This is a genomic window from Streptomyces sp. CoH27 (assembly GCF_020181035.1).
Classification (GTDB): domain Bacteria; phylum Actinomycetota; class Actinomycetes; order Streptomycetales; family Streptomycetaceae; genus Streptomyces; species Streptomyces camelliae.
In genome coordinates this window covers 1-14,217 of the sequence record NZ_JAIQYY010000033.1, presented here as the reverse complement: position 1 = coordinate 14,217, position 14,217 = coordinate 1, and the positions used below count along the sequence as shown (strand labels likewise).

General features: G+C 69.9%; 15 protein-coding genes. 10 read left to right on the top strand and 5 right to left on the bottom strand.

Going from position 1 to position 14,217, the window contains the following annotated elements:
• Window positions 1-24 precede the first annotated feature (24 nt).
• Together LE548_RS38135 and LE548_RS38130 are read right to left on the bottom strand one after the other, a co-directional pair.
• Window positions 25-924, bottom strand: coding sequence for a pyridoxamine 5'-phosphate oxidase family protein (locus LE548_RS38135; protein WP_225101680.1), 900 nt, complete (start codon window positions 922-924; stop codon window positions 25-27).
• An 89-nt stretch (window positions 925-1,013) separates the two neighbouring features.
• On the bottom strand, window positions 1,014-1,835 hold the full coding sequence (locus tag LE548_RS38130; RefSeq protein WP_225101636.1) for a universal stress protein: 822 nt from the start codon (window positions 1,833-1,835) through the stop codon (window positions 1,014-1,016).
• A 237-nt stretch (window positions 1,836-2,072) separates the two neighbouring features.
• Here LE548_RS38130 and LE548_RS38125 point away from each other — a divergent pair, with 237 nt between their 5' ends.
• From LE548_RS38125 to LE548_RS38095, 7 genes are all read left to right on the top strand, one after another.
• Window positions 2,073-2,942, top strand: coding sequence for a universal stress protein (locus LE548_RS38125; protein WP_225101635.1), 870 nt, complete (start codon window positions 2,073-2,075; stop codon window positions 2,940-2,942).
• Between the two features lie 89 nt (window positions 2,943-3,031).
• Complete coding sequence (locus LE548_RS38120; RefSeq protein WP_225101634.1) at window positions 3,032-4,060, top strand: alcohol dehydrogenase catalytic domain-containing protein; 1,029 nt, start codon at window positions 3,032-3,034, stop codon at window positions 4,058-4,060.
• Between the two features lie 300 nt (window positions 4,061-4,360).
• A complete protein-coding gene (acsA, locus tag LE548_RS38115; RefSeq protein WP_225101633.1) occupies window positions 4,361-6,151 on the top strand; it encodes an acetate--CoA ligase in 1,791 nt (596 codons plus the stop codon).
• The gene (gene pdhA, locus LE548_RS38110) at window positions 6,148-7,254 is read left to right on the top strand and encodes a pyruvate dehydrogenase (acetyl-transferring) E1 component subunit alpha (RefSeq protein WP_225101632.1); all 1,107 of its coding nucleotides are present in this window, start codon (window positions 6,148-6,150) and stop codon (window positions 7,252-7,254) included. The genes acsA and pdhA overlap by 4 nt, the downstream gene beginning before the upstream one ends.
• 2 nt (window positions 7,255-7,256) lie before the next feature.
• Window positions 7,257-8,255: an alpha-ketoacid dehydrogenase subunit beta gene (locus LE548_RS38105; protein ID WP_225101631.1), complete on the top strand. Its 999-nt coding sequence runs from the start codon at window positions 7,257-7,259 to the stop codon at window positions 8,253-8,255.
• 2 nt (window positions 8,256-8,257) lie between these two features.
• A complete protein-coding gene (locus LE548_RS38100) occupies window positions 8,258-9,625 on the top strand; it encodes a 2-oxo acid dehydrogenase subunit E2 (protein ID WP_225101630.1) in 1,368 nt (455 codons plus the stop codon).
• Between the two features lie 2 nt (window positions 9,626-9,627).
• Window positions 9,628-9,873: an acyl carrier protein gene (locus LE548_RS38095; protein WP_225101629.1), complete on the top strand. Its 246-nt coding sequence runs from the start codon at window positions 9,628-9,630 to the stop codon at window positions 9,871-9,873.
• A gap of 70 nt (window positions 9,874-9,943) precedes the next feature.
• Here LE548_RS38095 and LE548_RS38090 read toward each other — a convergent pair whose 3' ends face one another.
• Window positions 9,944-10,297: a hypothetical protein gene (locus LE548_RS38090; RefSeq protein ID WP_225101679.1), complete on the bottom strand. Its 354-nt coding sequence runs from the start codon at window positions 10,295-10,297 to the stop codon at window positions 9,944-9,946.
• A gap of 51 nt (window positions 10,298-10,348) precedes the next feature.
• Here LE548_RS38090 and LE548_RS38085 point away from each other — a divergent pair, with 51 nt between their 5' ends.
• Window positions 10,349-10,531, top strand: a complete 183-nt coding sequence (locus tag LE548_RS38085) for a hypothetical protein (protein ID WP_225101628.1) — start codon at window positions 10,349-10,351, stop codon at window positions 10,529-10,531.
• 271 nt (window positions 10,532-10,802) lie between these two features.
• Window positions 10,803-11,783, top strand: coding sequence for an alpha/beta fold hydrolase (locus tag LE548_RS38080; RefSeq protein ID WP_225101627.1), 981 nt, complete (start codon window positions 10,803-10,805; stop codon window positions 11,781-11,783).
• Here LE548_RS38080 and LE548_RS38075 read toward each other — a convergent pair.
• Together LE548_RS38075 and LE548_RS38070 are read right to left on the bottom strand one after the other, a co-directional pair.
• The gene (locus LE548_RS38075) at window positions 11,667-12,521 is read right to left on the bottom strand and encodes a transposase family protein (RefSeq protein WP_225101678.1); all 855 of its coding nucleotides are present in this window, start codon (window positions 12,519-12,521) and stop codon (window positions 11,667-11,669) included. The two genes, LE548_RS38080 and LE548_RS38075, sit on opposite strands and share 117 nt — an antisense overlap.
• Entirely contained in the window at window positions 12,518-13,285 is a 768-nt protein-coding gene (locus LE548_RS38070; RefSeq protein ID WP_225101677.1) for a transposase, read from the bottom strand. Before LE548_RS38070 ends, LE548_RS38075 begins: the two co-directional genes overlap by 4 nt.
• 121 nt (window positions 13,286-13,406) lie before the next feature.
• On the opposite strand from LE548_RS38070, the gene LE548_RS38065 reads away from it, so the two are divergent.
• Window positions 13,407-14,072 carry a DUF402 domain-containing protein gene (locus LE548_RS38065; protein WP_225101626.1) on the top strand — a complete coding sequence of 222 codons (666 nt, stop codon included), beginning with the start codon at window positions 13,407-13,409 and terminating at the stop codon, window positions 14,070-14,072.
• The last annotated feature ends 145 nt before the right edge of the window (window positions 14,073-14,217 follow it).

Here is a 14,217-nt window from a genome sequence, read left to right as displayed (position 1 = left end):
TTCAGTGATCGGTAGAAGTGATCTTCACCGATCCGCGGGGGTGATACGGCGGCCTGTGATGCGCGTGGGCCGGATCGACACCCACATCTCGCGTGGGCCGCCCGCCCACGGCTCGGTGTGGGCCGATTCCGTCAGCCGCCGCACGGCGTCGGGCTCCGTGACGACCCGGGCGGGGCCGACGACGAGCACGCTCCAGCCCTGGCTCATGGCATCGTCCACATGGTCGACCTCGAAGGCGACGTCCGCTCCCACGGCTGCGGCGGGCACGGAGTGCGGTGCGGTCCGGAAGGCAATCGTGTCGTCGACGACCTGGTAGTTGACCGGGACGACCGCCGGTCCGTCCGGCGTCGACACCGCGATGCGCCCCACACCGTGCGTGGACAGCCGGGCGCGGCACTCCTCCGGGCTGAGGTCGCGCAGCTGAGGGTGCAGCAGCGCGTGGCCCTGGCCCGGCGGCAGCTCGACGCCGCCTCCGCGCAGAGCCGCGGCGGTGGTGCCCAGCGCGTCGGCCAGGTTGATGAGGGTCATCGTGGTGGGATCGGCCGGCTGCTCCTCCAGGTACGCCAGGTATTCCGGCGCTATGCGGGCGCGGCGAGCCGTGTCCGCCAGGGAGAGCCCCTTCCGCCGGCGTTCGACGGCCACACGCCGGCCGATGTCGCCGGGGTTGGACGCCCGCTTGGGCGGGGCCGTAGCCGACACGGCACCCGCTTTGCTCGTGCCCGGCCAGGGAGCCTCGTGCTCGACGGGGTGGACGTGCGCGTCGGGCCCGGGGAACACGAGGGTCACCTCGTGCGTGTCCGACCAGCGCACCTCGTAGGGGGGTGTTCCGTCAGCGTGATGGAGTCCGACGATCTCGCCGTCGCGCCTGGTCGCGCCGGTCGTCGGGCTTTCGACGACGAGTCGATCGCCGAGGTGGGCTCGCACGGTCGCCACCGTCCCTTCCTGAGAGTCTCGCCATGGTCAATGTCATCTGGTCACAGGGGCCGAAGGTCCCTGATGGGCGGGTCCGATGGTCAGATCTGGGGTACGACCGCGATCGGGCACGGTGCGTGATGCAGGACCGCGTGATTGATCAGGCCCAGTTGCAGGCCTCGATGCCCGTGCCGCCGATGCGCCCCGACGACGAGCAGATCGGCATCCGAAGCGGCCTCCAGCAGGGCCTGCCGGGCCGGTCCCTCGACCACCCGGCGGCTCACGGGTGCGTCGCCGTACCGCTCGGCAACGTCGCTCAGGGCGTCGTCGAGCACCTGGGCCGGCGGGCGACGGTGGGCCTCAAGGGCGTACCACACCGGGGGCGGAGGTCTCGTGGGAGCACCGAACGGCGTGCTCCAGGCGTGCACAGCCACCAGCCGACAGCGCCGCACCTGGGCCTCGCGGAACGCGAACTGCACCGCCGTGCCGCTGCCCTCCCCGTCCTCGACACCGACGACGACGCTCCCGAACCGGCCGTCCCGGTGCTCCGCAGCGCCGCGCACCACGACGACCGGACAGTCCGCTCGTGCCGCCACAGCCAGGCTGACCGAACCCAGCAGCATCCCGGCGAGGTCGCCGAGCCCGCGGGAGCCGAGTACAAGCGCGAAGGCGTTGCGTCCCTTGCCGACCAGGGCCGAGGCCGGGTCCTCGTGCAGCACCTCGCTGGACAGCGGCACCGTGGGGGCGCCCTTCCGGGCACGGTCCGTAGCGGCGGTGACCAGCTTGGAGGTGTCCTGGGTCGGCGTCGCCGCGTGCACGAGGTGGAGCGGTACTCCGTGCCGGGCGGCCTCGTCGGCGGCCCAGTCCACGGCCTCCAGGCTCGTCTCCGATCCGTCGATGCCGACCACCAGGGGAATCGTCACTGCCCCGGTCTCCTCTCGTGCCGGTCTCCATGTCTCCGGGCCGCATTCCATGCCGGTCCGCATGCGCCACGGGGAGGTTTGGGGTACTCCTCGAAGTACGCCTCACATCTGTTACGTGCTCCTCGAATCCGCACTCCGCGCTGTCAGAAGCTTCCTGCTCACCGCGAAGGCACTGTCCGCGGACGAGCGGACTCGTTCACCGCCATTCCAGCTTCGTACGAGACGGAGGCAGTCGCCATGCAACCAGCCGTGACCGTGGGCCTCGACGGCTCACCGGAGAGTCTGGCCGCAGCTCGTTGGGCAGCCGACGAGGCCGAGCGGCGCAAGCTCACCCTGCGCTTGCTGCACGCGTGGCCGATGCTGGCTCCGGAACCGGCCCGCGTCCCCGCGGAGGTCGATCAGAACTACTGGGCGAAGCGTCTGGTGCACACCGCGCGGGCGGAGCTTGAGGCGCGCCATCCGGGCCTGTCCGTTGTCGGCAACCTGGTCGCCGACGACGCCGAGCACGCGCTGCTCCAGGCGGCGTCGGAGTCCGAGATGATCGTGCTCGGTTCGCGCGGGCTGGAGCCCGTGGCGAGTTACTTCCTGGGGGACATCAGCATGCCCGTCGTGGCGCGGGCAGAGCGGCCGGTGGTGCTGGTCCGTGCCGAGAACCTTCATGAGGGTCCGCCGTCGGCACACACAGGCAGCGTGGTCGTGGCCCTGAAACTGCACGGATCCTGCGACGATCTGCTCGACTTCGCCTTCAGCACCGCCGCTGCGAGGCGCCTGCCCCTCCGAGCCGTCCATGGCCATGCCGTACCACTCCACGCCCACGTGCCCTGGGGCGTTGACCACAACATCACCGAAGAAATCAGACAGGACACGCACAAGCGGCTCAGCAAGGCGCTCGGCCCCTGGCGCGAGAAGTTTCCGCACGTGGAGGTTACCGACAGCATCGCTCTGGAAAGCCCCGCCAAGGCCGTCGTACAAGCCGCCGAAGGCGCCGGGCTGCTGGTGGTCGGCCGGCGCAGACACCATCGCGTCCCGGCGCCGCGCCTGGGCCCCGTGACCCACGCGGCCATCCACCACGCCCGCTGCCCCGTCGCCGTCGTCCCTCACGACTGAAACGGGGACACGGCGGCGGCAAGGTCTGTGTTGCCCGGCAGTCCTTCGCGGGTGACGGTGAAGGGAAGGCAGCGAGGGAGTGGGTACCCATGCGAGCACTCGTCTACCACGGCCCCGCCCAAGCCTCCTGGGACATGGTCCCCGATCCCGTGATCGAGGAGGCCACCGACGCGGTCGTCCGTGTCGACGCGACGACCATCTGTGGCAGTGATCTGCACATTCTGCGGGGAGACCTTCCCGAGGTGAAGCCGGGAACGGTCCTCGGCCACGAGGCCGTCGGCGAAGTCGTGGAAGTCGGTGGCGACGTCCACGACCTGCGCCCCGGGGATCAGGTGATCGTGTCGTCCGTCTCGGCCTGCGGCCACTGCCAGGCATGCCGCGACACCGTGCTCGGACAGTGCTGCGGGGGCGGCGGGCGGATACTCGGGAGTCTGATCAACGGGACCCAGGCTGAACTGGTGCGGGTGCCCTTCGCCGACTTCTCCACCCACCGACTGCCGTCGAACCTGCCGCTCGATGACGCGGTTCTGCTCTCCGAGGTCCTCCCCACCGCCTACGAGGTCGGCGTGCGGAACGGGCATGTGAGCCCTGGAGACCTCGTCGTGGTGGTGGGCGCGGGCCCCGTCGGGCTCGCCGCGGTGATTGTCTCGCGGCTCTTCTCGCCCCGCCGGACCATCGTGGTGGACCATTCCGCCGCACGGCTGGAAGCAGCCCTCCACATAGGCGCCGATGCCGCCGAACTACCGGGGAAGATGATCGCCGAACTGTCCGAGGGACACGGCGCCGATGTGGTCATCGAGGCATCAGGTGAACCGGACGGCTTCGTCCTGAGCACCCGCGCCGTCCGCACGGGAGGGCACATCGCCACCATCGGCGCGCACGGCAGACCCGCCACCCTCCACCTCGAATCCCTCTGGCGCAAGAACGTGACGATCAGCACCGGCCAGGTGGACACGTCCTCCACACCCTGGCTGATGGAACTGGTGAGGTACGGACGCCTGCAGGTCTCCAGGTTGGTCACCCAGACTCTGGCCCTCGACCGGATGCAGGACGCCTACGACGTGTTCTCCCACGGCCCCGCCACAGGCGCCCTCAAGGTCGTGCTGCACCGCGAGTGAGACACCGGCAGGAGCCCGGACGGGCCGCCCGGTCCTTCGGCCGGTACCGTTCGGCCCTACACCTTAGCGGCGAGTTGCGGTGGCATGGAATTGAGCCGAGGGCCACCAGGAGACACGGTGGAACGGAGCGAAACCGCGCACCGTGCAATGAGGGCCCGCAAGAAGCGGGCGGCCCTCGGCTCCATCAGCGCCAGCCGGCATGCCGGCGCTCGTCGCGTCGGGCGGTGCCCTCCAGCCAGCATGCGGCCCGCGCGGGCCTCGGCGACTCTGGAGAGCAGAGGCAGTGCCGGGAGGAGCCCCATGCACTGGGAAACGATCCGCAAGGACACCCCACCGGTCGTGCCGCCCCGTCTCACCGACTACGACCGGACCTGTGCCACCTTCACCTGGTCGCAGGCGCGCGCCGCGCTGGCCGGGCTGCCCGGCGGCGGGATCAACATGGCCCACGAGGCGGTCGACCGGCACGCGGCCTCGGGCCACGCGGACAAGGTCGCGTTGCGGTGCGTCGCCCGGGACGACTCCGTCTCGGCTGTCACGTACATGGAGCTGGCCCGCCGTACGTCCCGCTTCGCGAACGTCCTGCGGTCGCTCGGCGTCGGTCACGGGGACCGGGTGTTCACGCTGCTCGGCCGCTGTCCCGAGCTCTACACGGCGGTACTGGGCACGCTGAAGAACACCAGCGTGCTGTGCCCGCTCTTCTCCGCTTTCGGACCTGACCCGGTGGAGCAGCGGCTGCGTCTTGGGGACGCCCGGGTCCTGGTCACCACGGCGGCTCTGTACCGGCGCAAAGTCGCCGAGCGCCGGACATCGGTTCCCGGACTGAAGCACGTCCTGATCGTCGGACCCGGCGCTGAGGAGCTGCCCGGTACCGCGTCCTTCGACGAGCTGATGTCCGCCGCCCCGGACACCTTCACCATCCCGCCGACCTCGCCCGAGGACATGGCCCTGCTGCACTTCACCAGCGGCACCACCGGCACCCCCAAGGGGGCGGTCCACGTCCACGAGGCGGTGGTCGCGCACTATGCCACGGCCGCGTACGCACTCGATCTGCACCCCGAGGACGTGTACTGGTGCACCGCTGATCCCGGCTGGGTCACCGGCATGTCGTACGGGATCACCGCCCCGCTCGTCCACGGCGTGACGGTGGTCGTGGACGAGGGCGACTACGACGCCCGGCGCTGGTACCGGATTCTCGGCGAACAGCGGGTCGCGGTCTGGTACACGGCCCCCACGGCTCTGCGCATGCTCATGCGCGCCACGCCGCGACAGGGCCCGTACGACCTGCCGCGCTCCTACGACCTGTCGGCCCTGCGCTTCATGGCTTCCGTCGGCGAGCCCCTGAACCCGGAGGCCGTGGTGTGGGGCCGGGACGTGCTGGGCCTGCCGGTGCACGACAACTGGTGGCAGACGGAGACCGGTTGCATCATGATCGCGAACTTCGCGGCCTGCGAGATCCGGCCCGGTTCGATGGGGCGTCCGCTGCCCGGCGTCGAGGCGACTGTGCTGAAGCAGGGTGAGGACGGCCGCGCGCTGGTCACCGACGGCAGGGTCACGGAAGTGGAAAGCGCCGATGTGGAGGGAGAGTTGGCGCTTCGGCCGGGCTGGCCGTCGATGTTCCGCGGCTATTTGCACGACAAGGAGCGTTACGACACCGCGTTCGCAGGCGGCTGGTACCTGACCGGAGACCTGGTCCGGCGGGATACGGACGGCTGGTACTGGTTCGTGGGGCGTGCTGACGACGTCATCAAGTCGGCGGGGCATCTGATCGGCCCGTTCGAGGTGGAGAGCGCGTTGATGGAGCACCCGGCGGTGGCCGAGGCCGGGGTGATCGGACGGCCGGACCCGGTCGCCGGGAACGTCGTCAAGGCGTTCGTGTCACTGCGGCCCGGGGTCGAGCCGACTCCGGACCTGGAGCGGGAGCTGCTGGCCTTCGGCCGTCGCAGGCTGGGCCCGGCCGTCGCTCCCAGGGAGATCGCGTTCGACCAGAACCTGCCCAAGACCCGCAGCGGGAAGGTGATGCGCCGTCTGCTGCGCGCGCGTGAACTCGGCCTACCTGTAGGCGACTTGTCGACGTTGGAGGGATCCGCATGAGCGTGGCCCGTCCCACCCGCACGCGGAAGGACTCGGCGCCTTCGAAGGCAGACAAGAAGGCCGCGACGGCCAAGACCGCCAGAACGGCCAGGCGGAACGCGAGTGCCGGACCTCCGGCCGGGCGAGGGGCCGCCGCCGGGCACCGGACCGACCTGCTGGAGGCGATGCTGCGCATCCGGCGCTTCGAGGAACGGTGCGTCGAGCTGTACAGCGCCGCGAAGATCCGCGGCTTCGTCCACCTGTACATCGGCGAGGAGGCCGTCGCTGTCGGCGTCAACGAGGCACTGACGGTCGAGGACGCTGTGGTCTCCACCTACCGTGAACACGGCCACGCCCTGGCCCGTGGGCTCACGGCGGAGGCCGTGATGGCGGAGATGTTCGGCAGGACGACCGGGTGCAGCGGCGGGCGGGGCGGATCGATGCATCTGTTCGACGCGAGCCGCCGCTTCTACGGCGGCAGCGCGATCGTCGCCGGCGGGCTCCCGCTCGCCGCGGGACTCGCGCTCGCCGACCGGATGCGCTCACTGCCCCGTGTCACCTGCTGCTTCTTCGGCGACGGGGCCTTCGCCGAGGGCGAGTTCCACGAGACGGCGAACCTGGCGGCCCTGTGGGGTCTGCCGCTGCTGCTCGTCTGCGAGAACAACCTCTATGCCATGGGCACCGCGCTCGCCCGGGAGCACGCGCAGACCGACCTGGCCATGCGCGCCGCCTCCTACGGCATGCCCGCCTGGGCCGTGGACGGGATGGACGTCGAGGCCGTCGAACAGGCCGCCCGTCGGGCCGTGGAGGGCATTCGGGCCGGCACCGGGCCGCACTTCCTGGAGTTGCGCACGTACCGCTTCCGCGCCCACTCGATGTACGACCCGGATCGCTACCGCGACAAGGCGGAGGTCGAGCGGTGGAAAGAACGGGACCCAATCGGCCTGCTCACGGACCGCATGCGTGCGAGCGGTGAGCTGGGCGACAAGGAACTGACGCGGATCGACCAGCGGATCACCGAGCAGATCGACCAGGCCGTGGAGGCGGCCGAGCAGGCACCCGAGGAGCCGGTCGAGCATCTGCTCCGCCATGTCACCAGTTCCTCGGCGGAGGTGGTGAGTTGACCATGGCCGGCGTCGGCGGAACGCGCGAGGCGAAAACCACCTACCGGGAGGCGATGCGCGAGGCGCTCCGCGAGGCCCTGCGCTCCGACGACCGTGTCTTCCTCATGGGCGAGGACGTGGGCCGGTACGGCGGCTGCTTCGGCGTCAGTCTCGGCCTGCTGGAGGAGTTCGGCCCCGAACGCGTCCGCGACACCCCGCTCTCGGAGTCCGCGTTCGTGGGCGCCGGGATCGGCGCCGCCCTGGCCGGGATGCGGCCGATCGTCGAGATCATGACCGTCAACTTCAGCCTGCTCGCCTTGGATCAGATCCTCAACAACGCCGCCACCCTCCTGCACATGTCGGGCGGCCAGCTGCCCGTACCGCTGGTCATCCGCATGACCACGGGCGCCGGACGGCAGCTCGCCGCACAGCACTCCCACAGCCTGGAGGGCTGGTACGCGCACATCCCCGGCATCCGTGTCCTCGCCCCCGCCACCCTGGAGGACGCCCGCCACATGCTGGCCCCAGCACTCGCCGACCCCGACCCCGTGCTGATCTTCGAGCACGGCAGCCTCTACAACGTCTCCGGCGAACTCCTCCCGCCCACCGCCCCCGTAGACCTCGACCACGCCGCGATCCGCCGCCCCGGCACCGACATCTCCCTGATCACGTACGGCGGTTCGCTCCCCAAGGCGCTTGCGGCAGCGGACGAACTGGCGGCGGAGGGCATCAGCGCCGAGGTGCTCGACCTGCGCATGCTGCGCCCCCTCGACGACGCGGCCATCACCGCCACTGTGACTCGCACCCACCGTGCGGTGGTCATCGACGAGGCATGGCGGACGGGAAGTCTCGCCGCCGAGGTGTCCGCCCGCATCGCCGAAGGGTCGTTCTACGACCTGGACGCGCCCGTCGAGCGGGTGTGCAGCGCGGAGGTGCCCATGCCGTACGCCCGGCGGCTGGAGGAGGCCGCCCTGCCGCAGACCGCCGGCATCGTCGCTGCGGCCCACCGGGCGGTGGACTGACCATGGCCGAGTTCACCATGCCATCCCTCGGCGCCGACATGGACGAGGGCACGCTCGTGGAATGGCTGGTGGGACCCGGTGCCTCCGTCCACAAGGGCGACCCGGTCGCGGTCGTCGAAACCGCGAAGTCGACGATCGAGGTGGAGTGCTTCGAAACCGGGACCATGACTGAACTACTCGTCGCACCCGGCACCACAGTGCCGGTGGGCACGCCGCTCGCCTTGATCGATCCGGCCGAGGAACGAGTGCCGGTCCGTCACGCATCAGAGAAGAGCAAACCCCCCGAGCCCCCGCCCCCGCCACCCGAAACCGTCTCGGTCCCGGTGCCGGCACCGCCCGCCGCTCGGCAACCCGGCAGTATCGAAGCAGGCCCTCTGGCCCGGCATCTCGCAGAGCGCAGCGGCGTCGACCTGCAGGCGCTGCACGGCTCCGGACCCGGAGGACGCGTCACCCGGACAGATGTTGAGAAAGCGGCTGCCCAGGCCGCCGCCCGGCCACCGCGCGTGCGCGCCACCCCCCTCGCCCGGCGCCTCGCTGCCGAACTGGGCGTCGATCTGACCATGGTGCGGGGGACGGGCAAGGAGTCGGCCATCCGTGCCGCGGACATACGCCGGGCGGCCCTCGGCCCGGCAGCCCCGCCCCCGCCCGCCGCCCGGGTACGTCTTTCCGCCGTACGGCCTTCTGTGGCGCGTCCGTCCGAAGAGCGGGTGGCGGCCATGCGCCAGGCGATCGCCGGCCTGATGAGCCGCGCCAACCGGGAGATCCCCCACTACTACCTCTCCACCATCGTGGACATGGCTGCCGCGATGGACTGGCTGCACGAGCACAACCGGCACAGCCAGGTCGGCGACCGACTGCTCCCCGCAGCCCTGCTGCTCAAGGCGGCGGCCCTGGCGGCCCGGGAGGTCCCCGAGCTCAACGGCTTCTGGACCGACGACCACTTCACCGCAGCTGAGGGCATCCACCTCGGCGTGGCCGTGTCCCTGCGCGGCGGAGGGCTCGTCGCCCCCGCTCTGCACGACGCCGACACCCTGGCGCTCCCGCAGCTGATGGCAGCACTGAAGGACCTGGTCACCCGGGCCCGTACAGGCAGGCTGCGCGGGTCAGAGGTGTCCGACGCCACGCTCACGGTCACCAACCTCGGCGATCAAGGCGTGGAAACCGTCTTCGGCGTGATCTACCCGCCACAGGTGGCCCTGGTCGGCTTCGGGCGGGTTGTCGACCGGCCGTGCGCCGTCAACGGGCTGCTGGGCGTGCGCCCCGTGGTCACGGCCACCCTGTCGGCCGACCACCGGGCGACGGACGGTGCCATTGGCGCCCACTACCTCACGGAGGTCACCCACCTCCTGCAGAACCCGGAGCAGCTGTAGACATGAACCCAACCGATGCACTGGACATGGTCAGGGAATCGATCTCCGCCGTCATCCCCGACGCCGACGTCGCCTCTCTGGGGCCCGACGACGCGTTCCGAGACGTGCTGGAGATGGACTCGCTGGACTTCCTGAGCTTCGTAGAGGTCCTCAGTGAACGGTCCGGCGTGCGCATCGAGGACGAGGACGCATCCCAGCTCACCACGCTGTCGGGCAGCGCGGACTTCCTGGTCGCCCATATGCGGTGACGTGCGCTCCAGGGGCCTATCGCCGTCGTGCCACAACGGGCCTGAGCCGACCGGGTTGACCCGAGCCCGCTCAGACAGGCCCCGGAAGCGAACCGAGGTGTTTGATGACGCGCTCGCGCAGGACGAGGTAGTCCTCCCAGCGGCGGGGCAGCGGGCCCGGCGGGCGCTCGGCGACACGGGCGGCCGTGATGGTCTGTCCACGCTGGAACTGCTCGCGTGTCAGGTCGAGTTCGACACCGCTGGGCAGCCGATTCCACCAATGGAAACCCTGCTGGGTCCCGTCGAGGTGCACCTCCCCGACCACGAGATCGCCGCCGAAGACGTCGTTGACGATCAAAGCTGTGATGTCACAGTGCCCCCAGGCCGGGTTGCCCGGATGCCATTCGGCCCGGTCGTCGGGGGAACAGGTGTCGGCGGCGGGCATACGGGCGTCACGCCGGTACGGGCCTGGCTCCACCAGGGAGCCACCACGACCGTGTGGCTGGACGCCCGCGGTGACATCGCCGCGCCGCCTCCGGCCGCGGACCTGGCGGCCACCACCGCTGCAGCAGTGGGCTCCGCGACCGCGGTCGGCGGCGTCGCCGTCGCCTTCGGCGTGTGGTGGGCGGTCAGTAGGTCCCTCGACCGCTTCCGCCTCTCCCAGTGGACGCGGGAGTAGGAGCGCGTAGAGCCCGGCTGGGCGGCGCGCTACGGGCGCTGACAGCATCGTCGTCCGTCATGCCGCCGGATGCTCACCTTTGTCTGTGGCCGCCGCGCTCATGGGCGGACAACTGACCGTTTCGGTCCCATCGCCCAGGGTCGCGTTTGCCGAATCGGCAAACAATCTCGTCTTCTGGCCGGGGTCTTCCGCAGGATCGGCGTTGAGCTGGCGGAACGGCGCAAGGGGGCCGTTCCGCGGCACAGCAGACCGACGGTCGGGGAGGATTTGCATGACGCATCAGGTCGCGGAGATCACACACCGGGTGGTGTCCTCGCCGGGAGGCCGGATTCACCTCGCGGAGCAGGGAGCTGGGCCGCTGGTGCTGCTCGTCCACGGCTTCCCGGAGTCCTTGTACTCCTGGCGCAACCAGTTGCCGGCGCTGGCGGCAGCGGGATACCGGGCGGTCGCCATCGACGTCCGCGGCTACGGCCGCTCTTCCAAGCCGGCCGCGGTGGATGCGTACCGGATGCTTGATCTCGTGGGGGACAACGTCGCGGTGGTGGACGCCCTGGGCGAGGAGTCGGCGGTGATCATCGGCCACGACTGGGGCGCCACTATCGCCGCGAACTCCGCCCTGCTCAAGCCCGAAGTCTTCCGCGCAGTGGGACTGCTGAGCGTCCCCTACACTCCGCGCGGCGGGCCACGCCCCAGTGACGTCTTCGCTCAGATGGGCGGGGGCGAGGAGTTTTACGTTTCGTACTTCCAGCAGCCGGGCCGTGCCGAGGCCGAGATCGAACCCGATGTACGCGGCTGGCTCGCGGGCTTCTACGCGGCCCTGTCCGCCGACACCATGCCCCCACCCGGCGCTCCCGACCCGCACTTCGTCAGCCGGGCCGGGATGCTGCGTGACCGGTTCCCCGCCGGCCGACTGCCCGCATGGCTCAGCGAGCGGGACCTCGACGTCTACGCCGGAGAGTTCGAACGCACCGGCGCGACGGGAGCACTCAACCGCTACCGGAACATGGACCGCGACTGGGAGGACCTCGCCGCTTTCGACGGCGCCCCCATCACCCAGCCGTCCCTGTTCATCGGCGGCAGCCTGGACGCGTCCACGACATGGCTGGCCGACGCGATCAAGGCGTACCCGGTCACGCTACCAGGCCTGGTATCCTCCCACGTCCTCGACGGTTGCGGCCACTGGATCCAGCAAGAACGCCCCGACGAGGTCAACCGACTCCTGACCGACTGGCTCGCCAGCCTGCCCGCCTGACGCACTCACACAGCGCCGCCCAGTGCTGTCGAAACACCACTCGCATGAACAGAGCACCTGGGGTTCCCTGTTTACGGGCTGCCTCACGATTGATGGCAGGCCGTGCCGGCCTGGGGGTTCGGCTGGTGGGTGATTCAGCAGGCCGTCGTGCGGACGAGCACGAGTTCGGTGCTCGGCTTGTGCCGGGCGGCCGGCTTGGCGGCGCGGTCGGAGACCGGAGCGGCGATCGCGGTGTGTGTCGCTGTAGTCCTCGCGCCGTCCGGTGTACCGCTGCAGCGTGCGCCATTGCCGGTGTTCGGCGTTGGCGTGCTCGACGCAGATCCGTCGGGAGGACTGACGACGCCGCTGCTCGCGCCACCCGTACCGTTCGGTCAGCGGCGCCTCGTCGAAGTCTTTCGGTTTTCTCGGCGGGGCGCTGACCTGGTCGGGGAACTCGTTGGCCAGTCCCCGGTAACCCTCGTCGACCTCGGCTTTCACGTTGGGCTGCAGGCGGAACTGCTCGGCAATGCCCTCGGTGCGCACACAGGTCTGGTCGGGTATCCGGCCGGGACGCATCGCGCCGGACCACAGGGTGCGGCCCTGGTGATCGCTGATCGTGGTGGTCTTGATGGTGTTCTGCCTGCGCTTGCCGGAGACGAAGGCCCGCCTGCCGGGCCGGTTGGCCCTAAGGCTTGTCCCGCAATGATCTTTGGAGCAGTGCGGACGAGGTCGTAGCGTACGGCCGGCCCGCTGGCCTATCCGGTGAGGGCGAGATTGTGCAGCCGGGCGATGCCTTGCATGGCGTGATGCACGCCGTTTCCTTTGAGTCGGCAGTCGCGGAGGATCTTCCAGGTCTTCATCCGGGCGAAGACGTGCTCTACGCGGGCACGGACTTGCTTGTGGGAGCGGTTGTGTTCCTGCTTCCACGCACACAGCTCACCGCCGGCTGGGCGGCGGTGTGGGACCACCAGCCCTGTGCCCTGGTAGCCGCCATCAGCGATCGTGGTGGTCCTGCCGACCGCCTCCGCGGCCCCAGACTCGGCCCATGCCTTGCAGTCGTTGCGGTTACCGGGCACCGGCTCGCCCACCACCACAACCATGCGGCTGTCTGCGTCGATGACAACCTGGTGGTTGGTGGAGTACCGGTAGTTTTTGGACTGCTCGGCGACGGTGTGGTCGCGCGTGGGTACCAGGGTGCCGTCCACAATCAGGACTGCGTCCTTGCGGAAGCGACGTCGGCGTTTGAGGGCGAGCAGCGGACCGACGTGGTCAATGATCCGGTCGGCCGCGGACTTCGAGACGCCGAAGAGCGGCGCGAGCTGACGGAGTGTCAGATTAGTGCGCCAGTAGGTGGCGACCAGGAGCACCCGGTCTTCCAGCGGCAGCGACCACGGTCGGCCCCGACGCGGTGCCGCGGCGCCCTCCCGACGCACCATGTTGATCAGCGTGCCGAAGGCATGCGGACTCAGCCCGGTGAACGTGGCTATCCAGGATGGCTCCGACGCTGTGATTATCACCCTCACCATGCCAAGATCACCTCACTGTGATGCACCCGGGCTCGGACTGATTGCGGCCGTGGCAACGAGTGGCCCGACGCGGAACCTCCGTGACGGCGCTGCGCGTCATGAGACCGGGAGGTGCGCTATGCGACGGTTCCGGCAGGGTGAGACCGCTGTTCGACGTGATGTGTTCCGTCACAAGGTGTGGAGCGCTCATGCGTTCCATGTCGTTGAGGATGGGGCTGAGGCGCTTGTCGTGGGGTGCCGGCCCGGCGCTGAAGTGCTGGCCGCGACGACCTGGATCGAGTGGCTGCTGACCGGGGACGAGGCCGTGAGGGTCCAGGCCCTGCCGAACCTCGCCCGTGGAAGCTGGCAGCTCGACCGCTGGTCGTGGCGCAGCACGGCGCATCTGCAGTGGGTTCCGTCGGGAGCATGGTTCAGTGTGAACGCGTTCTACGACGTCTCAAACGGCCATCGACTAGCACATTGGTACGTCAACTTCCAGCGGCCGATGCACCGCACGGCCCTGGGCTTCGACACCTTCGACCTCCTCTTGGATCTGGTGATAGCGCCTGACCTGTCGCGGTGGGAATGGAAGGACGAGGGCGAGTACGCCCACGGCCGTCGCCTCGGCGTGGTGAGCGAGGCCGATCACCGGGCAGTGGAGAAAGCCCGCGAGGAAGCGGTGGCAATGATCGAGGGGCTTGGCGGGCCCTTCGCAACTGAGGCGAACTGGAGGGACCGGCAGTCCGAGCCCGACTGGCCGACGCCCACCCTGCCGGACGACGTCCTGACCTTCGGTCTCGACTGATCAGCAGCCGCCCAGCGGTACCGAGCAGCAGTCCAGCCACACCGCGAAGATCGATAACGGGACAACGCTTAGTACTGCAACCGCATCTGGGGGTTGTGCCCTCGATGTTTGTAGTGGGAGCGGCGGGCTCGGGCCTGGCTGTGTC